The sequence below is a fragment of the Streptomyces sp. NBC_00775 genome (assembly GCF_036347135.1).
Taxonomy (GTDB): domain Bacteria; phylum Actinomycetota; class Actinomycetes; order Streptomycetales; family Streptomycetaceae; genus Streptomyces; species Streptomyces lutosisoli.
Genome location: NZ_CP108938.1, coordinates 8581304 through 8607037 on the forward strand (window position 1 = coordinate 8581304; position 25734 = coordinate 8607037).

General features: G+C 71.0%; 24 protein-coding genes. 15 read left to right on the plus strand and 9 right to left on the minus strand.

Annotation, left to right across the window (positions count from 1 at the left end):
* The 7 genes from OIC96_RS38095 (at window position 1) to OIC96_RS38125 (ending at window position 7494) form a co-directional block, all read left to right on the plus strand.
* A complete protein-coding gene (locus OIC96_RS38095; protein WP_330303464.1) occupies window positions 1-1230 on the plus strand; it encodes an MFS transporter in 1230 nt (409 codons plus the stop codon).
* Between the two features lie 101 nt (window positions 1231-1331).
* On the plus strand, window positions 1332-1979 hold the full coding sequence (locus tag OIC96_RS38100) for a hypothetical protein (RefSeq protein ID WP_330303463.1): 648 nt from the start codon (window positions 1332-1334) through the stop codon (window positions 1977-1979).
* Window positions 1969-2790, plus strand: a complete 822-nt coding sequence (locus OIC96_RS38105) for a class F sortase (protein WP_330303462.1) — start codon at window positions 1969-1971, stop codon at window positions 2788-2790. The genes OIC96_RS38100 and OIC96_RS38105 overlap by 11 nt, the downstream gene beginning before the upstream one ends.
* Before the next feature lie 215 nt (window positions 2791-3005).
* The gene (locus OIC96_RS38110) at window positions 3006-4349 is read left to right on the plus strand and encodes an ABC transporter ATP-binding protein (protein WP_330303461.1); all 1344 of its coding nucleotides are present in this window, start codon (window positions 3006-3008) and stop codon (window positions 4347-4349) included.
* A 20-nt stretch (window positions 4350-4369) separates the two neighbouring features.
* The gene (locus tag OIC96_RS38115) at window positions 4370-4849 is read left to right on the plus strand and encodes a DUF3574 domain-containing protein (protein WP_330303460.1); all 480 of its coding nucleotides are present in this window, start codon (window positions 4370-4372) and stop codon (window positions 4847-4849) included.
* A gap of 156 nt (window positions 4850-5005) precedes the next feature.
* Window positions 5006-6394 carry an aldehyde dehydrogenase family protein gene (locus tag OIC96_RS38120; RefSeq protein ID WP_330303459.1) on the plus strand — a complete coding sequence of 463 codons (1389 nt, stop codon included), beginning with the start codon at window positions 5006-5008 and terminating at the stop codon, window positions 6392-6394.
* A 17-nt stretch (window positions 6395-6411) separates the two neighbouring features.
* Window positions 6412-7494, plus strand: a complete 1083-nt coding sequence (locus tag OIC96_RS38125) for a Zn-dependent alcohol dehydrogenase (RefSeq protein ID WP_330303458.1) — start codon at window positions 6412-6414, stop codon at window positions 7492-7494.
* 66 nt (window positions 7495-7560) lie between these two features.
* Here OIC96_RS38125 and OIC96_RS38130 read toward each other — a convergent pair whose 3' ends face one another.
* The 3 genes from OIC96_RS38130 to OIC96_RS38140 all read right to left on the minus strand — a co-directional run bounded on the left by OIC96_RS38130 (window position 7561) and on the right by OIC96_RS38140 (window position 10203).
* Window positions 7561-8556 carry a DMT family transporter gene (locus OIC96_RS38130; protein WP_406501440.1) on the minus strand — a complete coding sequence of 332 codons (996 nt, stop codon included), beginning with the start codon at window positions 8554-8556 and terminating at the stop codon, window positions 7561-7563.
* A gap of 102 nt (window positions 8557-8658) precedes the next feature.
* The gene (locus OIC96_RS38135) at window positions 8659-9372 is read right to left on the minus strand and encodes an ArsR/SmtB family transcription factor (RefSeq protein WP_330303457.1); all 714 of its coding nucleotides are present in this window, start codon (window positions 9370-9372) and stop codon (window positions 8659-8661) included.
* A gap of 189 nt (window positions 9373-9561) precedes the next feature.
* Complete coding sequence (locus OIC96_RS38140; protein ID WP_330303456.1) at window positions 9562-10203, minus strand: TetR/AcrR family transcriptional regulator; 642 nt, start codon at window positions 10201-10203, stop codon at window positions 9562-9564.
* A 139-nt stretch (window positions 10204-10342) separates the two neighbouring features.
* On the opposite strand from OIC96_RS38140, the gene OIC96_RS38145 reads away from it, so the two are divergent.
* From OIC96_RS38145 to OIC96_RS38155, 3 genes are all read left to right on the plus strand, one after another.
* Window positions 10343-11494: an acyl-CoA dehydrogenase family protein gene (locus OIC96_RS38145; RefSeq protein WP_330303455.1), complete on the plus strand. Its 1152-nt coding sequence runs from the start codon at window positions 10343-10345 to the stop codon at window positions 11492-11494.
* Window positions 11495-11646: 152 nt separating this feature from the next.
* Window positions 11647-11901 (plus strand): YiaA/YiaB family inner membrane protein, encoded by a 255-nt coding sequence (locus OIC96_RS38150; RefSeq protein WP_327427551.1) that lies wholly within the window; start codon window positions 11647-11649, stop codon window positions 11899-11901.
* A gap of 95 nt (window positions 11902-11996) precedes the next feature.
* Entirely contained in the window at window positions 11997-12623 is a 627-nt protein-coding gene (locus tag OIC96_RS38155; protein ID WP_330303454.1) for a TetR/AcrR family transcriptional regulator, read from the plus strand.
* A gap of 40 nt (window positions 12624-12663) precedes the next feature.
* Here OIC96_RS38155 and OIC96_RS38160 read toward each other — a convergent pair whose 3' ends face one another.
* Window positions 12664-13125, minus strand: a complete 462-nt coding sequence (locus tag OIC96_RS38160) for a MaoC family dehydratase (RefSeq protein ID WP_327427549.1) — start codon at window positions 13123-13125, stop codon at window positions 12664-12666.
* A gap of 106 nt (window positions 13126-13231) precedes the next feature.
* Between OIC96_RS38160 and soxR the strand changes: the two genes are divergently transcribed.
* Complete coding sequence (gene soxR / locus OIC96_RS38165; RefSeq protein ID WP_330303453.1) at window positions 13232-13765, plus strand: redox-sensitive transcriptional activator SoxR; 534 nt, start codon at window positions 13232-13234, stop codon at window positions 13763-13765.
* Window positions 13766-13792: 27 nt separating this feature from the next.
* Here soxR and OIC96_RS38170 read toward each other — a convergent pair whose 3' ends face one another.
* Entirely contained in the window at window positions 13793-14863 is a 1071-nt protein-coding gene (locus OIC96_RS38170; protein WP_330303452.1) for an RNA ligase (ATP), read from the minus strand.
* 151 nt (window positions 14864-15014) lie between these two features.
* Here OIC96_RS38170 and OIC96_RS38175 point away from each other — a divergent pair, with 151 nt between their 5' ends.
* Window positions 15015-15749 (plus strand): hypothetical protein, encoded by a 735-nt coding sequence (locus tag OIC96_RS38175; protein WP_330303451.1) that lies wholly within the window; start codon window positions 15015-15017, stop codon window positions 15747-15749.
* Here OIC96_RS38175 and OIC96_RS38180 read toward each other — a convergent pair.
* Window positions 15695-16423, minus strand: coding sequence for a 3-keto-5-aminohexanoate cleavage protein (locus OIC96_RS38180; protein WP_330303450.1), 729 nt, complete (start codon window positions 16421-16423; stop codon window positions 15695-15697). The genes OIC96_RS38175 and OIC96_RS38180 overlap by 55 nt on opposite strands.
* 218 nt (window positions 16424-16641) lie before the next feature.
* Complete coding sequence (locus OIC96_RS38185; protein ID WP_330303449.1) at window positions 16642-17247, minus strand: hypothetical protein; 606 nt, start codon at window positions 17245-17247, stop codon at window positions 16642-16644.
* Between the two features lie 287 nt (window positions 17248-17534).
* On the opposite strand from OIC96_RS38185, the gene OIC96_RS38190 reads away from it, so the two are divergent.
* A complete protein-coding gene (locus tag OIC96_RS38190) occupies window positions 17535-20321 on the plus strand; it encodes a penicillin acylase family protein (RefSeq protein ID WP_330303448.1) in 2787 nt (928 codons plus the stop codon).
* Window positions 20322-20369: 48 nt separating this feature from the next.
* Here OIC96_RS38190 and OIC96_RS38195 read toward each other — a convergent pair whose 3' ends face one another.
* Window positions 20370-21692 carry a serine-threonine protein kinase gene (locus OIC96_RS38195; protein ID WP_330303447.1) on the minus strand — a complete coding sequence of 441 codons (1323 nt, stop codon included), beginning with the start codon at window positions 21690-21692 and terminating at the stop codon, window positions 20370-20372.
* Window positions 21693-21810: 118 nt separating this feature from the next.
* Window positions 21811-23049 carry an exo-beta-N-acetylmuramidase NamZ family protein gene (locus OIC96_RS38200; protein WP_330303446.1) on the minus strand — a complete coding sequence of 413 codons (1239 nt, stop codon included), beginning with the start codon at window positions 23047-23049 and terminating at the stop codon, window positions 21811-21813.
* A 227-nt stretch (window positions 23050-23276) separates the two neighbouring features.
* Between OIC96_RS38200 and OIC96_RS38205 the strand changes: the two genes are divergently transcribed.
* Window positions 23277-24041, plus strand: coding sequence for an SDR family oxidoreductase (locus OIC96_RS38205; protein ID WP_330303445.1), 765 nt, complete (start codon window positions 23277-23279; stop codon window positions 24039-24041).
* Entirely contained in the window at window positions 24038-25699 is a 1662-nt protein-coding gene (locus OIC96_RS38210) for a class I adenylate-forming enzyme family protein (RefSeq protein ID WP_330303444.1), read from the plus strand. Before OIC96_RS38205 ends, OIC96_RS38210 begins: the two co-directional genes overlap by 4 nt.
* Window positions 25700-25734: the final 35 nt, after the last annotated feature.

The window sequence follows — 25734 nt, forward strand, 5'->3', positions numbered from 1 at the left end:
GTGGGGCCCGGTAGGAACCGCGGCTGGCTGCTGCGCCTCGTCATCGCCTTCAGCTTCACGCAGGGGGCGGTGTCGATGGCCCGGCCCGCCGTCTCCTACCGGGCCCTCGCGCTGGGCGCGGACGAGCGCGCGGTCGGTGTGATCGCGGCGGCGTACGCCCTGCTGCCACTGTTCGCCGCCGTGCCGCTGGGCCGCCGCACCGACCACGGCCGCTGCGCGCCCCTGCTGCCCGCCGGTGTCGTGCTCATCGCCGGCGGCTGTGCGATGAGCGGCAGGGCGGACTCGTTGGCGGCGATGGCCGCCTGGAGCGGAGTGATGGGGCTCGGCCACCTCTGCTTCGTGATCGGCGGGCAGTCGCTCGTCGCCCGCCAGTCCGCCCCGCACGAACAGGACCGCAATTTCGGCCACTTCACCATCGGCGTCTCGCTCGGTCAGCTGATCGGCCCGATCGCCGCGGGCCTCCTGATCGGCGGTTCCGACATGGCGGGCAGCAGCGCGCTCGCGCTGCTGGTGGCGAGCGCGGTCGCCGCGGTCTCGTTCACCTCGCTGTGGCGCATCGAGGACCGTACGGCCGTGAAGTCCCGTACCGCACAAGGCGAACGCGTTCCCGTCGGGCGGATTCTGCGCGCCCGGGGCGTGCCCGCGGGCATCTTCATCAGTCTCGCCGTGCTGTCCGCGACGGACATTCTCACCGCGTATCTGCCCGTGGTCGGCGAACACCGGGACATCGCGCCGTCGGTGGTCGGTCTGCTGCTCAGTGTGCGCGCGGCGGCGAGCATCGCCTGCCGGCTGGTGCTGACGCCCCTGCTGCGCCGGCTCGGCCGGACCGCGCTGCTCACCGTGACGTGCCTGGTGGGGGCGGTGCTGTGTGCGGGTATCGCCCTGCCCGTACCGGTGTGGGCGCTGGCCCTGATGCTCGTCGTCCTCGGCTTCTGTCTCGGGGTCGGTCAGCCGCTGTCCATGACGACGGTCGTCCAGGCGGCTCCCGACGGCGCCCGCTCCACGGCCCTCGCCCTGCGTCTGACCGGCAACCGGCTCGGCCAGGTCGCCGCCCCCGCCACCGCGGGTCTGGTCGCCGGAGTCGCCGGTGTGGCGGCGCCGTTCGTGATGCTCGGCGCGCTGCTGCTGGTGTCGTCGGCGACGGCGCTGCGCTCTCCGGGGAGGCCTGCCCGGGTGCCGGACGAGGGTGCGCGGCCTCGGGTGCGGTTGCGCCGGAAGAGCGATATCTGAGGGGCGCGGGGCGCTGTTGCCGCCTTTGCCGGGGCGGATGTGAAAGAGAGTCAGAGGAAAGCGTGATTTGTATGATGATCACCTGACTCGGAGGAATTCTCATGTCCACCTCGTCCCTTCCGTGCCGGCCCGGCACCCGCCGACGCGCTTCCGCCCTCGTAGCCCTCGCCGTCGCGGGCACCGCCATGCTCGGTGCCCCGGCCGCCTTCGCCGCTCCCGGTGACAACGGCGACGTCAAGGTCCATGACTCGCACACGGCGGTCAACGATCAGAGAGACGATCCGAAGGTCTGCCAGTTCTACCTCGACGGGTTCGACTTCGACGGGGCGCAGAAGATCACCTGGTCCATCGAGACCCAGCCACATGTGGACGGCGGCGCCACGCTCGCGGGCGGCCTCACCATCCCGGCGTCCGGCGACGGCCGGACCGCGGGCCTCTTCTCGCTGCCCAAGGGGCAGTACAAGCTCACCTGGAATTTCGAGGGCGAGAGCGGCGCGGGCAAGCAGAAGGTCTTCAGGGTCGACTGCAGGCCCGGGGGCCCGACGTCCACTCCGACTCCGCCCAAGGGCGGCCCCGGCGGCCCGGGTGGTGGTCCGGGCGGGCCGCACGGCGGGCCCCACGCGGGTGGGGGCGGTCTCGCCCACATCCAGGACTTCTCGCCGGTCGTCGGCGCGGCGGCCGCGGGCCTCGTGATGGCCGGGGGAGTCGTTTACCTGCGGCTGCGCCGCCGCCCCGACGGTGCTGCGTAGCCCCTCCGGCAGGCCCTGGCACCGGACGCGCGCCTACCGCCTGACGCGGACCCTCGTCATCGCGGTGACGCTGGTGGTCGGCGGCGTCCGGTGCACGGGCAGCGACGAGCCCGTCGGTCCGCCCGCCGCCGCCGCGGCCGCGGGGCACGGAGGCGCCACGGCGTCCTCCGGCCCCGCCGGGGCGGACGGCGGCGGGCGCGACGCGAAGCCCGACCGTGCGGACGGCGGCGGGCGCGACGCGAAGCCCCGCCGTGCGGACGGTGACGCGCGCGGTCCGAAGCCCCACCGCGCCGCGCCCGCCCGGCCGCCCCGGCCCACGCCCCCGCCCAAGCCGCTCCCGCGCTCCCCGGCGACCTCGCTCCGCATCCCGTACTTCAGCCTGGAAGCACCGGTCGTCGGCCTCAAGCTCGACCGTGAGCGGCGGCTCACCACCCCTCCCGTCGACGATCCCAAGCTGGTCGGCTGGTACGCGGACGGGCCGACGCCGGGCGAGTCAGGCACAGCCGTCGCCGTCGGCCACCTCGACACCACCACGGGACCCGCCGTCTTCGCCCCGCTCAGCCAACTCCGGCCCGGCAGACTCGTCGAGGTCCTGCGCGCCGACGGCATGACCGCCGTCTACACCGTGGACGCCGTGAAGATGTACGAGAAGGCGCACTTCCCCAACAAGGAGGTGTACGGCGACAGAGGGCGCCCCGAGCTGCGTCTGATCACGTGCGGCGGCGCGTACGACCCGAAGACGGGCTACGCCGGAAACGTCGTCGTCTTCGCCCACCTCACGCAGACCCGGGGGCGGCCCCGCGCGACGTGAGCGGGCGGAAGGGCGACAGAATCGGGATTGCCGTCGCACTGAACCCGAGAGTCCGCTTTTCTCCCGTGTCGAACCGGACCGTCCGATCCCGCCACATGTCTTCCCCAGGGCGTGCGCGGTCCGTTAACTTCCGTGACTCATAGGTCCCGTACGACCCGTACGGGACGTTCGACCGCGGAGCACCAGCGCCCGGAAGGCCCCTGGGGGCACCCCTCATGACACGCGCCATCTCTCTGCACAGCGTCAGCAAGTCGTACACCCGCGGCGTCCGCGTGGTGGAGCGGCTGTCGCTCGACATCCGGCCGGGCGAGTTCCTCGTGCTGCTCGGGCCCTCCGGCTGCGGCAAGTCGACCGTGCTGAGAATGATCGCCGGGCTCGAAGAGGTCACCGAGGGCGAGGTGCGCCTCGACGGCGAACTGGCCAACGATCTGCCGCCGTCCGGGCGGGACATGGCGATGGTGTTCCAGAACTTCGCCCTCTATCCGAGCATGACCAGCCGCGACAACATCGGCTTCCCGCTGCGCATCGAGACGCCCGGCAAGGACCCCCGCCCGCGCGTGGACGCCACGGCCCGCATGCTCGGCATCCAGGATCTCCTCGGCCGCTTCCCCCACCAGCTCTCCGGCGGTGAACGCCAGCGGGTCGCCATGGGCCGGGCGATCGCGCGCCACCCCTCGGCCTTCCTGATGGACGAGCCGCTGTCCAACCTCGACGCCAAGCTCCGCAACCATCTGCGCGCCGAAATATCCCGGCTCACCAGGGAGTTGGGCGCGACAACGGTGTACGTCACGCACGACCAGGCCGAGGCGATGTCGCTCGGCGACCGTGTCGCGGTCCTGCGCGGCGGAGTCCTCCAGCAACTGGGCACGCCCCGCACGGTCTACGCGCTGCCCGCGAACGTCTTCGTCGCCGCCTTCATCGGTACCCCGCGGATCAATCTGCTGCGCGGCCTGGTCCGGGCGCCGCTCGACGGAGCCATGTCGATCAGCCTCGGCAAGCAGTATCTGCGGCTGCCCGAACCTCTTTCCCTGGACCACCAGTTGCTGCGGGTTCAGCAGGGCCGCGAGGTCATCGTCGGGCTGCGCTCCGAGGCCGTCCGGCTCGCCAAGCCGTCCGCCGCCCGGCCGGGCGAGGTGGCGATCAGCGGCCTCGTCGAGCATGTGGAGTTCCAGGGGCACGAGGTCCTCGTCCACTTCAACACGGGTTCGCAGCCCGCCGTCGTACCGGATCTGGAGGCCCCGCGCCCGACCCGGCCGCCTCGGCGACGGCGCCGCGAGGGCAACGTCCTGGACCGGCTGCGGGAGCGCACCGGAGTCCTGCGGGCCGGGCCGGTCGTGGTCCTGGAACACCCGGCGGACGGGGAACCCGACCACCCCGAACCGGCGCCGCCGGAGGGCCGCCTGCCCGGTGACCTCGTCGTCCGCACCACCCCCGACATCGAACTCCGCCACGGGATGCAGGTCCCCCTCCTCGTCGACCTCGCCCATCTGTTCGTCTTCGACCAGCACGGTGAACGCATCTGCCCGGCTCCGGCGCGGCTGCCGGATCTGGAGGAGTGAGTTCCGCTAGGCAGGCGCTCATGACCCCGCACAGCAGCACCCGCGCCCGTCTGCTCGCCGCCACCGCCACGGCCCTGCTCGCCGCCGGCGCCCCGACCGCGTACGCCCTGTTCGACGGCCCCCGGCACGATCCCCGGCACGACTCCAAGCCGCGGACGGCGGTCCGCGGCGAGGCGTACATCGAGAGCCGGCTCTTCTTCGGCACCGAACGGCCGGGCGGTGGCCCGGCCGTCACCGACCGGCAGTTCATGGCGTTCATCGACAAGGAGGTGACGCCGGACTTCCCCGACGGGCTCACCGTGCAGAACGGGCGCGGGCAGTGGCGGGACGCGCACGGCGCGATCGAGCGCGAGCGGTCGTACGAGCTGATCCTGCTGTATCCGGTGGCCCAGGCGGGCGCGAGCGACCGGAAGATCGAGGAGATCCGGACCGCCTACGAGAAGGTGTTCGCCCAGGAGTCCGTGGCCAGGGTGGACGACCGGACGAGGGTCGACTTCTGAGTCCTACGGGCCGAGGATGCCCTGGGGGCCGAGTCCGGCGTGGTCCGGCTCGGTCCTGTCCGGTTTGGTCCGATCGGGCCGGGTCCCTCTGGCGCCTGAAAACTATCATCGCTAGTTTAGGGTCCGGACGACGCGGCCCCGCCCGGGAGGAACACGATGAAGGCACATGACGGCATGTACATCGACGGGGCCTGGCGCCCCGCCGTCGGCACGGACACGATCGAGGTCGTGAACCCGGTCGACGAGCAGGTGATCGGCCGGGTTCCGGCAGGCACCGCGGAGGACGTCGACGCCGCCGTACGGGCCGCACGTGCCGCCTTCCCGGCCTGGGCCGCGACCCCGCCGGCCGAGCGGGCCGCGCGTCTGGCCGCCCTCCGGGACATCCTCGTGGCCCGCAAGGACGAGATCGCCGAGACCGTCACCGCCGAACTCGGCTCCCCGCTGCCGTTCTCGCAGGCGGTGCACGCGGGCGTGCCGATCGCGGTCGCCGGCTCGTACGCCGAACTGGCGGCGACGTACGCCTTCGAGGAGAAGGTCGGCAACTCGACCGTCTACCAGGAGCCCGTCGGGGTCGTCGGCGCGATCACGCCCTGGAACTACCCGCTGCACCAGATCGTCGCCAAGGTCGCCCCGGCGCTCGCGGCGGGCTGCACGGTCGTGCTGAAGCCCGCCGAGGACACCCCGCTCACCGCCCAGCTCTTCGCCGAGACGGTGGCCGAGGCGGGCATCCCGGCCGGTGTCTTCAACCTCGTCACCGGCCTCGGCCCGGTCGCCGGCCAGGCCCTCGCCGAACACCCGGACGTGGACCTGGTCTCCTTCACCGGCTCCACGGCGGTGGGCAAGCGCATCGGCGCGACCGCGGGCGCCGCGGTCAAGCGGGTCGCCCTGGAACTCGGCGGCAAGTCCGCCAACGTCATCCTGCCGAGCGCCGACCTCGCCAAGGCCGTGGGCGTCGGCGTCGCCAACGTGATGTCCAACTCCGGCCAGACATGCAGCGCCTGGACGCGCATGCTGGTGCACACCGCGCGGTACGACGAGGCGGTCGAGCTGGCCGCGGCCGCCGCGGAGAAATACGGCGACCGTATCGGCCCGGTCGTCAACGCCAAGCAGCAGGCCCGGGTGCGGAGTTACATCGACAAGGGCGTCACGGAGGGTGCCCGGCTCGTCGTCGGCGGCCCCGAATCACCCCGCGAGCAGGGGTACTTCGTCAGCCCGACCGTCTTCGCCGACGTCACACCGGAGATGACGATCGCTCAGGAGGAGATCTTCGGGCCGGTGTTGTCGATCATCCGGTACGAGGACGAGGCGGACGCCCTGCGGATCGCCAACGGCACGGTGTACGGGCTCGCCGGTGCCGTGTGGGCGGGCGACGAGACCGAGGCGGTCGCCTTCGCGCGGCGGCTCGACACCGGGCAGGTCGACATCAACGGCGGACGCTTCAACCCGCTCGCCCCGTTCGGGGGTTACAAGCAGTCGGGTGTGGGGCGCGAGCTGGGCTCGCACGGGCTGTCCGAGTACCTCCAGACCAGGTCCCTCCAGTTCTAGGCCCTAGGAGCATGCACGTGGTTCGCGCCGCAGTACTTCCCGCCGTGGGCGCTCCGTTGGAGATCGCCGAGATCGACCTGCCGGAGCCCGGACCCGGCCAGGTCCGGGTCCGACTGGCCGCCGCGGGGGTCTGCCACTCCGACCTTTCCCTCTCCGACGGCACCATGCGGGTGCCCGTTCCCGCCGTCCTCGGGCATGAGGGCGCCGGCACCGTCGTCGCCGTCGGCGAGGGCGTCACGCATGTCGCGCCCGGCGACGGAGTCATCCTCAACTGGGCTCCCTCCTGCGGCAGTTGCCATGCCTGCTCTCTCGGCGAGGTCTGGCTGTGCGCCAACGCGCTGACCGGTGCGGCGAACGTGTACGCACACCGCGCCTCCGACGGGAGCGACCTCCACCCCGGCCTGAACGTCGCCGCGTTCGCCGAGGAGACCGTCGTGGCCGCCGGATGCGTCCTCCCCGTACCGGACGGCGTACCCCTCGCCGACGCCGCGCTGCTCGGCTGTGCGGTCCTGACCGGGTACGGCGCGGTCCATCACTCGGCGAAGCTCCAACCCGGCGAGTCAGTAGCGGTGTTCGGAGTCGGCGGGGTCGGACTCGCGGCCCTCCAGGCCGCCCGGATCGCGGGCGCCTCGAAGATCGTTGCGGTCGACGTCTCACCCGAGAAGGAATCGCTCGCGCGCGGCGCCGGCGCGACCGACTACGTCGTCGCCTCCGACACCACCGCACGCGAGATCCGCGCCCTCACCGGCAAGCAGGGCGTCGACGTGGCCGTCGAGTGCGTGGGCCGCGCCGTGACCATCCGCACCGCCTGGGACTCCACCCGGCGCGGCGGCCGCACCACGGTCGTCGGCATCGGCGGCAAGGACCAGCAGGTCACCTTCAACGCACTGGAGATCTTCCACTGGGGGCGGACGCTCTCGGGCTGCGTGTACGGCAACTCCGACCCGGCGCGGGACCTTCCGGTGCTGGCCGAGCACATCCGCGCCGGCCGCCTCGACCTCGGCGGCCTGGTCACCGACCGGATCGCCCTCGACGGCATCCCGGCGGCCTTCGAGAACATGATCGCGGGCAAGGGCGGGCGCGCCCTGGTCGTCTTCTAGTCCGCGTCCACCAGGCACCCCGGCCGCGGCCCACGAGAGCTGACGCAGGGGCAACAGCCCGTTGAATCAGGCCTGTTCGGGCTCGGGCTCGGGCTGCGGCACCAGAGTGCGCTCCGGGGCCGCAGCCTTCCCGGTGCCGGAACCCGTGCCGGAACCCGCGCCGGCGCGGGAACGGGAGCGGGACACCGCCACACCCGCCAGGCACAGCACCCCGCCCGCCAGGGTGAGCAGCCCCGGCACCTCGTCGAGGAACAGCCAGGACATCAGCACGACCAGGGCGGGCACCGCGTACGTGGTCGCGCCCATGCGGCTCGCGGTGGTGCGGGCGAGGGCGTAGGCCCAGGTCGTGAACGCCAGCGCGGTCGGGAAGACACCGAGGTAGAGCATGTTGAGGGTGGCGGAGACGGGCGCGTCGGACGCGTCCTGGACGAGCTGCCCGGCGAAGGGCAGACACACGACCGCCCCGACCAGACAGCCGAACGTCGTCACCTGGAGCGCGCTCGCCCGGCCGAGCGCCGGCTTCTGCGCGACGACTCCGGCCGCGTAGCCCACGGCGGCGAGCAGGCACAGCACGACCCCGAGGACCGAGGAGCCGCCGTCGCCGGACATCGAAAGACCCACGGCGACGGCCCCGGCGAACGACACCGCCATGCCCGCCAGCAGCCGCGGCGGCATCGCGTCACCGAGCAGTCGGGAGCCGAGCAGGGCGATGAGGATCGGACCGGTGTTCACCACCAGCGCCGCCGTGCCGGCGTCCACCTGCTGCTCGCCCCAGTTGAGGACGACCATGTAGAAGCCGAACCACAGCAGCCCGGATATGGCGATCCCGCGCCAGGCCGCGCGCGGCGGCCACCCCTCTCTCCGTACGAGGCACACGGCCCCGAGCGCGACGGCTCCCGCCAGCAGCCGCCCCAGTGCCAGCGCACCCGGCGAGTACGCGGCCCCCGCGCTCCGGATCGATACGAAGGCGGAGGCCCACAGCACGACGGTGACGGTCGCCGCGCCCGCGGCGAGCAGCTGCGCTCGACGGGTGGTCGACGTGGGGTGGGGCGTGTTCATCATGCTCCTGAGGTTAGGTGGGGGCGCGGGGCGGGCACTGGCGGATTTCGGACGCCGTGGTGGTGGGTGGGAGCCGAAGTCCGGGTCGATCAGTCGATCAGTCGATCAGCGCAGTGCCGTCGCCTCGATACCGAGCAGTTCCGCGAAGGCGCGTTCGCCCTCGGGGGTGACCTTGACCGCCCGCTCCGAGCCGATGCGTACGCACCAGCGCGCGTCCAGGGCGTGCCGGCACAGCGCCGCGCCGGCGGTGCCCGCGAGGTGGGGGCGGCGTTCGGTCCAGTCGAGGCAGGCTCGGGTGAGGGGGCGGCGGCCGGTACGGTCGAGGCCGATTCCCGCGGTGTCGAACCACCTCAGTCCGGCGTCCGTGAGGGCGAATCCGGTGTCCTGGCGGAGCAGGCCCCGGTCGGTCAGGGCGTCGGTGAGGGCGATGCCGAGGCGTCCGGCGAGGTGGTCGTAACAGGTGCGGCCACGGGCCATCGCCGATCCGGCGCTGGACTCCCGGAGGGTGCGCGGGGGTTCGGCCGTGTTCGGTCTGACGTGGGCGGCGAGGTCTTCGACGAGCTGGGCGACGCGGGCGTCCGCGAGGCGTACGTAGCGGTGGCGTCCTTGCCGTTCCTCGCTGAGCAGTCCGCCTGCGACGAGTTTGCCGAGGTGTTCGCTTGTGGTGGACGGTGCGACTCCGGCGTGCCGGGCGAGTTCCCCGGCGGTCCAGGCCCGCCCGTCGAGCAACACCAGCAGAAACCCGGCCCGCGTCTCGTCCGCCATCAGCCCGGCCAATGCCGCCAGTCCTGGTCCCACCGGATCCTTCGGCCTCGTCATGCCCTCAGCATGCGACACGGACGCTTCGGCGTGGACCGAAAGGTCGTGGGTGGCTGTCCCATCGGTTGTGTGCCGGGTGCGGGTGGGTGGGGGCTGGTGCAAAAGATTGCGCAGTTCCCCGCGCCCCTTTTAGGGGCGCGGGGAACTGCGCAATCTTTTAGCGGGGGTCTGGGGGCGCAGCCCCCAGGATCAGTCCCCCCGAGTCACCTGCGCGTACTGCACGGCCAACCCGTCCAGCAACGCACTGAGCCCCGTCTCAAAGGCCCGCTCGTCGATCTTCTCCTGCTGCTCGGCAAGGAGATGGGCCTGCCCGAGGTGGGGATAGTCGGCCGGATCGTACGCGCTCTCGTCGTCCACGAACCCCCCGGCGAACGAACCGAGCGCCGAGCCCATGATGAAGTACCGCATCAGCGCACCGATCGACGTGGCCTGGGCCGGAGGCCACCCCGCATCGACCATCGCACCGAACACCGCGTCGGCGAGCCGGAGCCCGGCCGGCCGCCGCCCGGGCCCGCGGGCGAGGACAGGGACGATGTTCGGGTGGTCGCGCAGGGCCGCCCGGTAGGAGACGGCCCAGTCGTGCAGGGCGGTACGCCACTCCCGGCCGTCCTCGAACATCGACAGATCGACCTGCGCGCTGACCGAGTCCGCCACCGCCTCCAGGATCTGGTCCTTGGTGCGGAAGTGGTTGTAGAGGGACGGCCCGCTCACCCCCAGCTCGGCCGCGAGCCGACGCGTCGAGACGGCCGGCAGGCCCTCGGCGTCCACCAGTGCCCGTGCCGTCTCGACGATGCGGTCGGTGCTGAGGAGGGGCTTGCGCGGTCGGGCCATGGCGCACATAGTAGGGCTGCATACAGAAACTAGCAGTGCTAATTTAAATGTACAGCTTTCCTTGGTGCGGCTTTCCCTGTACGGCCTTCCCCGTACGGCTTCGAAAGCCGCAGTCCGTCTATCTGTGGGGTGACTCGGCATGAACCTGGAGCTCAGCGAGGAGCAGACCGCCGTCCGGCAGCTCGCCAAGGACTTCGTGGCCCGCGAGATCGCCCCTCATGTCATCGAGTGGGACCGCGCCGAGGAAGTCGACCGGTCCATCGTGAAGAAGCTCGGAGAGGTCGGCTTCCTCGGGCTCACCGTCGACGAGGAGTACGGCGGCAGCGGCGGCGACCACCTCGCGTACTGCCTGGTCACGGAGGAACTGGGCCGTGGCGACTCCTCCGTGCGCGGGATCGTCTCCGTCTCGCTGGGGCTGGTCGCCAAGTCGATCGCGTACTGGGGGAGTGAGGAGCAGAAGCGCCGGTGGCTGCCGGGGCTGACCTCCGGCGAGCACGTCGGCTGCTTCGGGCTCACCGAACCCGGCACCGGCTCGGACGCGGGCCAGCTGTCGACCAAGGCCGTGCGCGACGGCGACGACTACGTCATCAACGGCACCAAGATGTTCATCACGAACGGCACCTGGGCCGATGTCGTGCTGCTCTTCGCCCGGTCGACCGACGCGCCGGGCCACAAGGGCGTCTCCGCCTTCCTCGTCCCGACGGACACCCCGGGACTGTCCCGTCGCACCATCCACGGCAAGCTCGGTCTGCGCGGACAAGCCACCGCCGAGCTGGTCTTCGAGGACGTACGGGTGCCCGCGAGCGCCATGATGGCGCCCGAGGGCAAGGGGTTCGCCGTGGCCATGTCCGCGCTCGCCAAGGGGCGGATGTCCGTGGCCGCGGGCTGCGTCGGCATCGCCCAGGCGGCACTGGACGCGGCGGTGACGTACGCGACCCAGCGCGAGCAGTTCGGGAAGACCATCGCGCACCACCAGCTCGTACAGGAGCTGATCAGCGACATCGCCGTCGACGTGGACGCGGCGCGGCTGCTGACCTGGCGGGTCGCCGATCTCATCGACCGGGGGCTGCCGTTCACCACGGAGTCCTCGAAGGCCAAGCTCTTCGCCTCCGAGGCCGCCGTGCGCGCCGCGAACAACGCCCTCCAGGTCTTCGGCGGCTACGGCTACATCGACGAGTACCCGGCGGGGAAGCTGCTGCGCGACGCCCGCGTGATGACCCTCTACGAGGGCACCAGTCAGATCCAGAAGCTGGTCATAGGGCGGGCGCTGACGGGGGTTTCGGCGTTCTGAGGGACCACGTGCCGAGTCGCTGGCTGACTGGGTGACTGGGTGACTGGGTGACTGGGTGGCTGGGTGACGGGGGCTTGGTGACTGAGTGACTGAGTACGTGCCTGAGTATTTCGGCGGATGTGGCCGCGGCCACATCCGCCGACCCTTGTCCCATGAGTGAGACACCGGTCAAGCAGCAGAACACGGCCGCCTTCTACGGTCAGGCCGTGGCCTCTTTCTCGGTCGCCATGGCGGCGACCGCCCTCGGCATCTTCAAACTCCAGGCGGACGCCTGGGTGCGCGCCTTCCTGGCCATCGCCGTCCTCTACTTGGTGACGTCGTCCTTCACGCTGGCCAAGGTGATCCGTGACCGTCAGGACGCGGGCCGGCCCGGCGGGCGGGTGTACGACCCCTTCGAGAAGCTCTGAGCGAGTTTCGAGCCGTGCTGAGCGGGCACTCTAAGCGCCCGCTCAGGTTCGGGGGTATGGTGTTCACCCTGGCAGTGGAGAAGGGGCGAACAGCGATGAGTACGGCGGAGGAGACGGCCGGCGGCGATATGCAGCCGTGGGCCGAGGTCACCCCGGACGCGGCCCGGCGGCTGCTCGTCGCCGCCGTGGAGGCCTTCGCCGAGCGCGGATACCACGCGACGACGACCCGGGACATCGCGGGCCGCGCGGGCATGAGCCCGGCCGCGCTCTACATCCACTACAAGACCAAGGAAGAGCTGCTTCACCGGATCAGCCGGATCGGCCACGAAAAGGCACTGGAAATCCTGCAGACGGCCGCCCAGAGGGACGGCAGCCCGACGGAGCGCCTTGCCGACGCCGTGAGCTCCTTCGTCCGCTGGCACGCCGGCGGGCGCACCACCGCACGGGTGGTGCAGTACGAACTGGACTCGCTGGGCCCGGACGCCCGCGCCGAGATCCTCGCCCTGCGCCGCCAGGTCGACGCCGAGGTGCGCGGGATCATCCAGGACGGCGTGGCGGCGGGCGACTTCGACGTGCCGGACGTACCGGGCACCACCCTCGCCGTGCTGTCGCTGTGCATCGACGTCGCCCGCTGGTTCAACGTCGACGGCCCCCGCACCCCCGACGAGGTCGGCGCGCTCTACGCCGACCTCGTGCTGCGGATGGTCGGGGCCAAGCAATAGTCCCGACCGGGTGCGAGCGGGGGCCCGGGCCGAGCCTCGTTCAGAGGTAGTACCGCGACACCGACTCCGCGACGCACACGGGCTTGTCGCCGCCCTCGCGCTCCACGGTGAAGGCCACGGACACCTGTACGCCGCCGGGTACGTCGTCGACGCCCGTGATCTGCGCGGTGGCGCGCAGCCGCGAGCCGACCGGCACGGGGGCGGGGAAGCGGACCTTGTTCGTGCCGTAGTTGACGCCCATCTTCACGCCCTCGACCTTGATCAGCTGCGGGCCGAAGAGCGGGAGCAGCGACAGGGTGAGATAGCCGTGCGCGATCGTCGTGCCGAAGGGGCCCGCCGCGGCCTTCTCGGGGTCCACGTGGATCCACTGGTGATCACCGGTCGCCTCGGCGAAGAGGTCGATCCGCTTCTGCTCGATCTCGACCCAGTCGGTGTACCCCAACTGCTCGCCCACGGCGCTGCGCAGCTCGTCGACCGTCGCGAACGTCCTCGGCTCTGCCATGTCCTGGCCTCCCATATCTCCATGCCTAAGCGACTGCTTAGCATGGTCGGACGCGGAGCGCATGTCAACGGACCGGGCGTGTGACGAAGTAGGTAGGGTTGGAGGGGTGCCCCAGATCCCTGAGAAGATCCACGAGCTGACCGTCGGCCAGCTGTCGGCCCGCAGCGGCGCCGCCGTCTCCGCCCTGCACTTCTACGAGTCCAAGGGCCTCATCAGCAGCCGCCGCACCACGGGAAACCAGCGCCGCTACCACCGCGACGCACTGCGCCGTGTCGCCTTCGTCCGTGCCGCGCAACGCGTCGGCATCCCGCTCGCGACCATCCGCGAGGCCCTCGCCGAACTCCCCGAGGAGCGCACCCCGACGCGCGAGGACTGGGCCCGCCTCTCGGAGGCCTGGCGTTCCGAACTCGACGAGCGCATCAAGCAGTTGGGCAGGCTGCGGGATCACCTGACCGACTGCATCGGCTGCGGGTGTCTGTCCCTGGAGAACTGTGTCCTGTCCAACCCGGACGACGCCTTCGGCGAACGCCTGACCGGCTCCCGGCTCATGGTGGAACGCGCGCGCTCCACCGGCAGCGCGGCCAGGACCGACGCCGCCGGTCCCGCCGCCGGCCAGAAGGAGCCCGAGGACTGCCGCTGAACGGCGCCCCGGGCTCCGTACGCCCCACTACTCGAACTCCGTGCCGCCCTTCCGCGTCAGATACGCCGGACTGACCGCCTTGGCTATCGCCCGGCCGCCCGTCACCGGGCTGTACCGCTCGGCTGCCGGGCGGATGACGACACCCTCGCGCAGATGCAGCTCGCGGCCGGAGACGGTCTCCCGCCCCGAGGCGACCTCCAGGACGCGCTCGATGTCGTACGGGCCCTCGTACAGCCGTGGCACCAGCGGGAGTTCGCCCTCCAGCAGCGCTGCCGGGTCCAGCCACCGGACCTCGCCGTCGATCTCCGCGGACACGTCGAACACGGCGTAACCGAGCGTCTGGCGGCGGCCGTCGGCGCCGTACGTCAGGTCCTGTACGCCCGCTCCGTACACCTCGCCGAAGATCCCGACCCGGCGCGCACCGAGCCGCTCGGCGAGCCGGGCCGCGGCCTCCGCGACCCCGTGGCCGTGGACGGCCCGCCAGTACAGATTGCGCGGGTCCTCCTTCAGCGCGAGGGACTTGGCGCCGAAGCCCTTCGACGAGACGTGTACGCGACCGCCCTCGTCGGCGACGTACGTCAGCAGACAGGCCGAGCCGTGCAGCTTCTCGGTCAGGACGACGGGCTCGCCGGGGGTGAAGATGTCCGGGTAGCGCTGGATGTTCTCGATGTCGACCCAGGGCAGCAGATCGGGCGCGGACTCGACCTCGCCGCTCATCGTGGGCGGGATCGGCGGCACCCATTTGACGATGCCGAGCACTTCGGCGAAGTCCGTGCCGTCCTCGGCGGCCTGCGCCAGATCGACGTCCGCCAGCGCCTTCGGGCGGCACACGAGCCCCTGCGACAGCTCACCGCGCAGCCGTACGGCCCTGACCCGGTCCGAGGCGCTTCCCGCGAGGCGCCCGGTCAGACCCAGCTCCTCGATCAGCCCGGCCGGGAGCACGGACTGCTCCGGGATGTAGACGGCCCGCTCGCCAGTGCGGTAGGCGCCCTTGGCGACGACGGCCCGGTACAGGCCCACCTGGGCCAGTTCGAGCGCGTCGGCGTTCGGATGCTCGTGGATGGTCAGCACTTCGGCGGTGACGCGCAGCGTCGACATCGGCACTCCTCGGGGTTCCTCAGCTGGGTTTCATCGCCCCAACTGTCCTCACGGGAATGGGGTGGAGCGAGCGGATTAGCGGCTGGTAGCGTCGGGATCTTCGGCCCGCGGCGACGACGCACGGCACGGAGTCCTGAGGGGACCGACTCCCATGACCTCAGCCGCCCTTGAGGCCGCCCTCGCGGACATCGACACGGTCTTCCACGGCTTCGCCAGCCCGGACGAGGCCGGTTGCGGGCGCTGTCACCTGCCCGAGGAGACCGCGTTCTTGCGCACTCCGGACATCCGCATGCCGTTGGACGTGCTGGAGCGGTTCCTGTACGAGGTCTCCGACCACTTCGACGATCATGCCGCGGCGATGCGTCGGCTGCTGCCGCAGGCGGCGCGGGCGATGGCCGACGGGAGTCTCGGCGGATCCTCCCGGGGAGCCCACGGGCTCATCTGGGTGAACTGGCGCTCCTGGCCGGCCGATCAGGCCCGGGCCATCGACACGTTCCTCCAGGCCTGGTGGCAGGACGTCCTCTCGACGCCGCGACCGCCACACCCCGTCAAGAACGTCTTCGAGACCTGCACCACGATCGCCGGGACGGTGACCCCCTTCCTCGCCGGATGGCACCGGCAGCCGTCGGCCGAGACCCACCTCGTGCGGTGCGCGGACGACTGGATCTACGACCTGATCAGCGACTGCTCACCCTTCGCCTGGTGGGGGCCCGACGCCGAGGACGAGGCCGTCGCCGAGCTCAAGGACTGGCTGTCCCGGCACGCCGCCGACCGCCTCCGCGCCCAGGGCGAGCCCGACCTCGCCCTCCGCGCCGAACTCCTCGCCCTGCCCTACGACGAGCGCTGGGCCCACCCGTACTGGACCAACCCCTCCGCCACCAGCTGACCGTTGGACACCGCCCGCTCCCCGTCCGGGAGTACGAGCGTGTCCTCCAGGCCGATGCGTATGGCGAGCCCCAGCCGTCCCGCGAGTCTCAGCACCGGCCAGGCGCCGCCCTCTTCTCCGTGCAGCAGCACGGGGCGGCCGTTGGCGCTGCCGAGGTCGGCGAGCAGGGCGCGGGCCGACTTCTCCGCCGTCTCGGGAGAGGTGTCCGTGACCTCCGCCAGGACCCGCAGCACCCGCGGCCCGAGCGGCGATGCCGCGAACACGGCGGCGCCGTCCGTGCCGGACCAGATGCCCGCCTCCACGCCGATCCCGCGGTCGAGGAGCGCGGCGGCGACCTCTTCCGCTCCCGGCTCATGCCAGTTGACCGAGGCGTGATCGGGCAGGACGGTCCAGGAACGGACGTATGCGACCCGGGCGGCGGGGTCCGGCTCGGCCCACGCGCCGGTGGTCACGCCGATCGGAACGCCGACCCGTGCCCGTATCGCTTCGAGCGTCGCCGCGACCGCCTTCGGCGACAACGTGTCCTGTCCGCAGGGGGTTCTGGGATGGACATGAATGTCCGAGGCCCCGGCCGCGACAGCCTCGGCCGCGGACTGGGCCATCGCCCCGGGCGACATCGGCACGACAGCACCGTCACCGGCCCCCCGGCTCCCGTTCAAACAGACCTGCACCATGCCCTCGATGTTGCCAGCCACCACCGACAACCCGCCCTAGGACAGCGCCCCGAAAGGGGCGCGGGGAACTGCGCGCCCAGCCACGAACAACCCGCAGCAGACGACTCACCCGCAGTTCCCGTACCCACGCCGCCCAGCACCCAGCACCGCCCAGCACCCAGCACCGCCCAGCACCCAGCACCGCTCAGCATCCGGAGCCGCTCAACCCAGCGGAGCGCTCACGCAGAGGCAAGAAGCAGCCGGCCGCGCCTGGACTCCGCCAGCGCTTCGGGCGTCAGAACGGGCCGCGGGACAACAATTCCGCAACTCGTGCACACCGGACCCGAAGACGGTTCATGGGCCAGGTCGTACTTCCAGATAAGGCGCTCCCCGGAGCACACCGGGCAGACCGAGCCCGGCTCCCGCTCCAGCGCGGCGATCAGCCTGCGCAGCACCTCGGCCAGTGGTTCATGGGGGTGGATCCTCGGGTCGTCGCACCACGCGACCCCGAAGCCGCCCCAGGTCAGCCGGTGCCAGTCGTCGACACTGCCCGGCCTGCGCAGCCCGTCGTGCTTTTCCTTCTTGCGACGCTGCGCGAACTCGATCTCGTAGGCGAGCCAGACGGAGCGGGCCTCCTCCAGCTCGTCCAGTGCGGCCACGAGCCGCGCTGGATCGGGGGACCGGTCCTCGGGACCGAACCCGGCCCGGGAGCACAGATGGTTCCAGGTCGCCCGATGCCCGTAAGGGGCGAACCTCTCAAGGCACTTGCGCAGTGAATAGCGCCGCAGTGCCAGATCGCTCCTCGGATCTCGCACCTGTCTCGCCAGACTCCGGAAACCGGCCATCGCCCTGCACCTCCGTCACACCTGCACCTGAACTTCGGTCACCTCGGCGTCGTTTCGTACGGACGTCGCCGAATAGACGTATCGACAAGCGATTCGGCTCCATCCATTTTTCGATGACCGCCATAAGCCACCCACCGAGCCCATCCCGGCCTACCTCCCGCCGCTGTCAGCCGCCTGTCGACGGTGCTGTCCGACTGCGATGAATCCCAAAAACTGACGCATGTTCATCTTCAATCCCGGGGATACCGGCGGTAACGTCCGGCTCACCCCCGTCGGTAGGAGCTGCCATGCCTCGGCGCATCCCACGCACCACGCTCGACAGACTGAGAACTCCCCGAAGATTCCCCAAGTTCCTCAAGGCCGCATCCATCTGCGTGCTCCTCGCCGGTCTTCTGTCGCCGCTCACCCAGGCCGCGGCCGCCGACACCTCCACCGCGGCCGCCGCGAACGACTACTGCGGCGGCCAGTGTTCCGACATCCTCCCGCCCGGCGAGAACGGCAACGCGACCCTGGCCCAGATCCTCCTCAACCAGGCCTTCGGCACCCAGCCGGACCACGCGGAGGACCAGCTCGCCCCCTACGGCAACCTGCCCTCGGGCTACCCCACGCTCACCGACGCCAAAATCAACGACTTCTTCAACGACGCGTCGTTCGGGGTCGCTTCGGACCAGGTCGCCTCCACCACGAAGCCGCGCAGCGACGTGACGATCGTCCGCGACAAGAAGACGGGCGTCCCGCACATCACCGGCACCACCCGCTACGGCACCGAGTACGGCGCCGGGTACGCCGCGGCCCAGGACCGGCTGTGGCTGATGGACGTCTTCCGGCACGTCGGACGCGGCCAGCTGACCCCCTTCGCCGGCGGGGCCGCCTCCAACCAGGGCCTTGAGCAGGAGTTCTGGCGCACCGCGCCCTACACCGAAGCCGATCTGCAGGCCCAGATCGACAGCGCCACCGCCAATGCCGGCGCCCGCGGCACGCAGGCCCTCGCCGACGCCAACGCCTACATCGACGGCATCAACGCCTACATCGACGCCTCCGACAGCGGCCGTTACTTCCCCGGCGAGTACGTCCTGACCGGCCACAAGGACTCCGTCACCAACGCCGGCACCATCGACCACTTCAAGCTCACCGACCTGGTCGCGCTGGCCTCCGTCATCGGCGCGCTCTTCGGCTCCGGAGGCGGCGGCGAGGTCAACAACGCCCTCTCGCTCCTGGCCGCCCAGTCCAAGTACGGCGTGACCGAGGGCACCAAGCTCTGGGAGTCCTTCCGGGAGCGCAACGACCCGGAAGCCGCGCTCACCGTCCACAACGGCGAGAGCTTCCCCTACGCGACCAAGCCGGACAGCCCGCAGGGCGAGGCCCTGCCCGACGCCGGTTCGGTGACCCAGGAGCCGCTGGTCTACGACCGCACCGGCAGCGCGGCCACCTCCACGGCCACCAGCGCCTCGACCACGGCGGCCACCACGTCCCTCACCTCGGCCAAGCGCGGTATGTCCAACGCCCTCGTGGTGAGCGGCAAGTACACCGCCAGCGGCCACCCGATCGCCGTCTTCGGCCCGCAGACCGGCTATTTCGCGCCACAGCTGCTCATGCTCCAGGAGATCCAGGGCCCGGGCCTCAGCGCCCGCGGCGCCTCCTTCGCGGGCTTGAGCATGTACGTCGAGCTCGGCCGCGGCCAGGACTACTCCTGGAGTGCGACGACCTCCGGCCAGGACATCATCGACACGTACGCCGTCGAGCTGTGCCAGGACGACTACCACTACCTCTACCACGGCACCTGTACGGCCATGGACAAGATCGAGCAGACCAACTCCTGGAAGCCGACCACCGCCGACGGCACCGCGGCGGGCTCGTACCGGATGCAGGTCTACCGGACGAAGTACGGCCCGGTGGAGTACCGCGCGACGGTCGGCGGCAAGAAGGTCGCGTACACCACCCTGCGCTCCTCCTTCATGCACGAGGCCGACTCGATCATCGGCTTCCAGATGCTCAACGACCCGGACTACGTGAAGAGCCCGGCGACCTTCCAGAGCGCGGTGCAGCACATCAACTACACCTTCAACTGGTTCTACGCCGACTCGGCGCACACCGCGTACTACAACAGCGGCGACAACCCGGTGCGTGCCACCGGTGTCGACGCCGAGTTCCCGGTGTGGGCGCAGGCGGCGTACGAGTGGCAGGGCTGGGACCCGGCGACGAACACCGCCACGTACACCGCGGCGTCCGCCCACCCCAACTCCGTGGACCAGGACTACTACATCTCCTGGAACAACAAGCAGGCCAAGGACTACACGACGGCCTCCTGGGGTGACGGCTCGGTGCACCGCGGCAACCTCCTGGAGGACCGGGTGAAGAAGCTGGTCGCCGCGGGCGGTGTGACCAGGTCGGCGCTGGTGAAGGCCATGGCCGACGCGGCGCTCGCCGACCTGCGGGCCGAGGACGTGCTGCCGGACCTGCTGAAGGTCGTCAACAGCTCGACGGTCACGGACTCCACGGCCGCGGCGGCGGTCAGCAAGCTGTCCGCGTGGGTGACGGCGGGCGCCAAGCGCACGGAGACCTCGTCCGGCTCGCACACATACGCCAACGCCGACGCGATCCGCATCCTGGACGCCTGGTGGCCGCTGCTGGTGAAGGCGGAGTTCCAGCCGGGGCTCGGCAGCGACCTGTACACCGCGCTCGGCAACAACCTCCCCATCGACGAGTCGCCGTCGGCGGCGCACGGCCCGACCGGCTCGCACGCCGGAAGCTCCTTCCAGTACGGCTGGTGGAGCTATGTCGACAAGGACATCCGGGCGGTGCTGGGGGAGTCGGTACAGGGCGGACTCTCGCAGAAGTACTGCGGCTCCGGCAGCCTCAGCGCCTGCCGGGACGCCCTGATCAGCACGCTCAAGGAGGCGGCCGGCAAGACCGCGTCCGACGTCTACCCCGGCGACGACCAGTGCTCGGCCGGTGACCAGTGGTGCGCCGACTCGATCGTCCAGCGGACGCTCGGCGGCATCAAGCACGGCAAGATCACCTGGCAGAACCGGCCGACGTATCAGCAGGTGGTCGAGTACACCTCACACCGTTAGACACTGGTAATTATCGCGGGAAATCAGTGGAAACGGTGCGGCGGCGGGTCACTTCACACGGCCCGCCGCCAGCACCAGCTGTGCCAGTTCCCGGTGGCAGATGTCGCTGTGGGCCCCGGACGGGGGCCCGCCGCGGTTGACCACCGCGGCGGCGTCGATGTTCACGCAGCCCGAGGCGGGCAGCGGTGTGTGCAGGGCGTCGGCGAGCGTGAGCGTCCTGGTGCCCGCCACCGCCTGCACCCCGTCGTGGCCCATCGCACCCCATTTGGCGCCCAGCGTGCGGCCGATGTCGAAGTCCGCCGTGACCGCCCGGGAGTCGCCCGCCATCCGCGAGGCCAGCGGATAGATCGTGCCGAGCGCCGAGTCGAAGTGGGAGTAGCAGCACACCAGGGGGCCGTCGATACGGTTCTGCTGGCCGTCCAGCACACCGCTCGCCCGAGGATCGTGCGGCAGCCGCGCCGCGAACGCGTAGTGCGAGAAGGCCCCTTGGAGCAGGGTCACCGACTTCACCGAGCGCACGCCCTTGGGCAGTCCGCGCAGGGCGAAGGAGACCAGGCGTCCGCCGAAGCTGTGCCCGACGAGGTGCACGCGCACATCGGGAGCCGCCTTGGCGAGTTGCCCGATCGCGCGCCCGAGCCCGCGCTCACCGATCGTGCCGGCGCGGCGCTTCATCGCGTAGTACGTGGCCTGGCGCAGCAGTTCGTGGGCGCCGTCCCACAGCCGTGGCAGCGCGAACGAGGCGGCGCCGGGAGTCTCGGCCTCGGCCAGCGCCTGCGCGAACTCGCCGCAGACCGTCGCCGTGTCCCCGAAGAGCATCTCGGGGTCGCTCTCCGGCACCCCCTCCGCCAGTGTGTCCGCGGCGAACGCGGTCTGCGGCCCCTGCGGCCGGACCTCGACGAGCAGTCGTACGAGACGTCCGAACTCCTCCAACGAGGCGCCCTCGTCCGGCTGTTGGTCCAGCAGTCGGGCGATCTGCTCGACCACCGTCGCGCGGCCCGGGAACACCTCCAGGAGCGCGTGCCGGCTGCCCATGTCGAGGACGGGCCGCGCCACCGTGGCGACGCCGGCGGCCACCGACGGGGGGAAGTCGGGGATCGGCTCGTCCGAGAACCGCATCGAGGGCCACACCACTCCCACGTAGCCCAGGCGCGCGGTCGGCGCGAGCTCCGGGACGGGTTCGAAGAAGTGGCTGTAGAGGCGGGTGGCGCCCGGGCGGTCGTTGTTCCAGCCGTGCGCGAAGACGACCAGGTCACGGATCTTGCGCTGCGGCACCTCCTTGAGCAGCCGGTCCCGCTCCCGGCCGTCGATGTCCCCGTCCGCATCGAAAGTGAGCTCCCAGTAGGGAGAAACACTCACTGCCGGATCCGCCATGACAAGCCCCCTCGTCCCCCGTGGGCGGTGCGATCTGGGCGCATCGTCCTACTGGTGGGAGAAGTTGGCCATACGTCACGTCGAGTCCTGTGGTGCCCGAACTGATGTCGTATCAGGCCTATCGGTAAACGAGGTACTCCTTGCGCACGCGCCGGAACGCCGCCAGCTCCTCCTGCCAGGCCGCCACCACCTCGTCGGCGCTCGCCCCCGCGTCGATCATCGTGCGCACACTCGTGGAGCCGGTCAGCTTGTCGATCCAGTTGTCGGAGCGCCAAGTGAAGCCGCTCCAGACCTTCTTGGCGGTCACCAGGAGGGCGATTCCAGTGCGTACGGGGTCGTACGCGGCCCGGTCGTGCACATGGATCTGTACGCCCCCGATGGTCTTGCCCTGGAACTTGGAGAAGGTGGGAGCGAAGTACGCCTCCCTGAAGTGCACGCCGGGGAGGGCGAGCCGGCCGGCCTCGGCGGCCCAGCGTCCGTCGACGCCCTCCGCGCCCAGCAGCTCGAACGGGCGGGTCGTGCCCCGCCCCTCCGACAGGTTCGTCCCCTCGAAGAGACAGGTCCCCGAGTACACCAGGGCGGTGTCGGCCGTCGGCATGTTCGGGCTCGGCGGGACCCAGGGCAGGCCGGAGGCGTCGTAGAAGTCCGAGCGCTTCCAGCCCGACATCAGTACGGTGTCCAGCTCCACCGGCGACGGCAGGAACTCCCCGTTGAACAGCCGCGCCAGCTCCGCCACCGTCATCCCGTGCGCCTGCGCGATGGGCTGCCGTCCGACGAACGTCGCGAACTCCTTGTGCAGGACGGGCCCTTGGGCCGCCCGCCCGGTCACCGGGTTGGGCCGGTCGAGCACCACGAAGCGCTTGCCCGCGAGCCGGGCGGCCTCCATGCAGTCGTACAGCGTCCAGATGTACGTGTAGAAGCGGGCGCCCACGTCCTGGATGTCGAAGACGACGGTGTCCACGCCGGAGGCCGTGAAGATGTCGGCGAGGGCTTGCCCGCTCTTCAGGTACGTGTCGTAGACGGGGAGCCCGGTCGCCGGGTCGTCGTAGTGGCCCTCGGAGCCGCCCGCCTGCGCGGTGCCGCGGAAGCCGTGCTCGGGGCCGAAGACGGCAATCAGGTTCACGCGGTCGTCGGCGTGCATGACGTCGACGATGTGGCGTACGTCCTGGGTGACGCCGGTGGGGTTGGTGACGATGCCGGTGCGCTGGCCGCTGAGCTGGGCGTAGCCGGATTGGGCCAGGCGTTCGAAGCCGGTGCGTAGCTTGTTGCCGCGTTCTTCGGTTGCTCCGGCCGGGAGCGGTGCGAGGGTCGCTGCGGTGGCGCCGGCTGCGAGCAGGGACCGTCTTGAGAGGCGCATGGTGGGACCTCCGTGATCGCGGAAGGTTGCCATAGGCAGGCTAAGGGCTTCCGCGGGGAGATCGTAGGCTGCGGGTTCGTCGTGGCTTGTCGCGCCGTTCCCCGCGCCCCTTACGGGGCGCCTCTGTGGGCCGGAGCTTCCAAGGGGCCTTCCCCAGTTACATACCGACTGGTTAGTCTGGAGCCGCAGCAGAGCCGAGTTGCGTCGCGTCGCGTCGAAGGAGACCGATGGTGGAAGCCGTGCAGGATGCCGGAGTGGTCGTCACCGGAGCGGGAGGCGGCATCGGGGCCGCGCTGGCCCGTCGATTTGCCGCCGAGGGGGCCAGGGTCGTCGTCAACGACCTGGACGCCGCCAAGGCGCAGGCCGTGGCCGACGAGATCGGCGGCATCGCGGTCCCCGGCGACGCGTCCGCGATCGTGGCCGACGCCCGGGACGCCCTCGGTGGCACGGTCGACGTCTACTGCGCCAACGCGGGCCTCGCCTCGGGCGGCTCGGAGGCGGCCGACGAGAAGGTCTGGGCGCTCGCCTGGGACGTGAACGTGATGGCGCACGTCCGCGCCGCCCAGGAGCTGCTCCCGGCCTGGCTGGAGCGCGGCAGCGGCCGTTTCGTCTCCACCGTCTCGGCCGCGGGACTGCTCACCATGATCGGTGCCGCGCCCTACAGCGTCACCAAGCACGGCGCGTACGCCTTCGCGGAGTGGCTGTCGCTGACCTACCGCCACCGCGGGATCAAGGTCCACGCGATCTGTCCGCAGGGCGTGCGCACCGACATGCTCGACGCCACGGGCAGCGCGGGTGACCTGGTGCTCCAGCCGACCGCCATCGAGCCCGAGGCCGTCGCCGACGCGCTCTTCAAGGGGATCGATGACGACCGTTTCCTGATCCTGCCGCACCCCGAGGTCGCCGGGTACTACCAGGTGCGGGCCGCGGAGCCCGACCGCTGGCTGACGAACATGAACCACATCCAGCAGAAGTGGGAGGCGGGCCAGTGACCACCTACGCCGACCGGCCCTGGGTGGCCCTGCTCAACGACGCCCAGCGCGGCCCGGTGAGCCCCGCCGACACCCTGGTGCACGCCTTCCGTGAGGCCGTGACGCACACCCCGGACCGCATCGCGCTCGCCTACTTCGACGGCCGGCTGAGCTACCGCGAGGTGGACGAGCTGAGCGACTCCGTCGCCGGGCACCTCGCCGCCCGGGGCCTGGAGCGCGGCGACCGGGTCGCGATCCTGCTGCAGAACTCCCCGCACTTCGTGCTCGCCCTGCTCGGCGCCTGGAAGGCGGGCGCGACGGTCGTGCCGGTCAACCCGATGTACAAGTCGGGCGAGGTGGGCCACGTACTGCACGACGCGGAAGTGAGCGCCCTGGTGTGCTCGGACCGCGCGTGGGAGTCGTATCTGCGTGAGACGGCGGCCGACTCGCCCGTACGTATCGTGCTGACGGCATGCGAGTTGGATCTCCAAACGCGCAACGACGCGCGCGTGCTGGCCTTCGAGCCGTTGCCGGTCGCCGAGGGTGTCGACGACCTCGTCGCCGTCGCCCAGGCGGGCCACAAGGCCCCCGACGGGCGTGACCTCGGCCCGTCCGACATCGCGCTGATCAGCTACACCTCGGGCACGAGCGGCACCCCCAAGGGGGCCACCAACACGCACGGCAACATCATGTACAACGCCGAGCGGCAGCGGACGGGCCTGGGGCTGCCCGAGGCGCCCGTCTACTTCGCGATGGCGCCGCTCTTCCACATCACCGGGATGGTCTGCCAGCTCGCCGCCTGCCTCAACAGCGGGGGCACGCTGGTCCTGGCGTACCGCTTCGAGGCGGGGGTCGTCCTCGACGCGTTCGCCGAGCACAAGCCCCTCTACACGGTCGGCCCGTCGACCGCCTTCATGGCGCTGGCCGCGCACCCGGCCGTCACGCCGGACCACTTCTCCTCCTTCGTGAACATCTCCTCCGGCGGCGCCCCGCTGCCGCCCGCCCTCGTCGAGAAGTTCCGGGCCGGCTTCGGGCCGTACGTCCGCAACGGCTACGGGCTCACCGAGTGCACCGCGCCCTGCGCCTCCGTACCGCCGGGCCGGGAGGCTCCCGTCGACCCGGTCTCGGGGACGCTGGCCGTCGGCGTGCCGGGCCCTGACACGGTCGTACGCATCGTGGACGACCAGGGCCAGGAGGTGCCGTTCGGGGAGCAGGGCGAGATCCTCGTCCGCGGGCCGCAGGTCGTGCCCGGCTACTGGCGCCGCCCGGAAGCCACCGCCGAGACCTTCCCGGACGGCGAGCTGCGCACCGGTGACATCGGGTTCATGGACTCCGAAGGCTGGCTCTACGTGGTCGACCGCAAGAAGGACATGATCAACGCGTCCGGCTTCAAGGTGTGGCCGCGTGAGGTCGAGGACGTCCTCTACACGCACCCCGCGGTGCGCGAGGCGGCCGTCGTCGGGATACCGGACGGCTACCGAGGTGAGACCGTCAAGGCGTACATCAGCCTGCGGCCGGGCGCCGAAGAGGACCCCGACGCGCTCGCCGCGTACTGCAAGGAGAGACTGGCCGCCTACAAATATCCGCGGCAGGTGGAGATCCTGCCCGACTTGCCGAAGACGGCGAGTGGGAAGATCCTCCGTCGGGAACTTCGTTCCCGGTCCCACGACTCTCAGTAGACGACCAGTAGACGACAGCTTTGACCGGAACACTC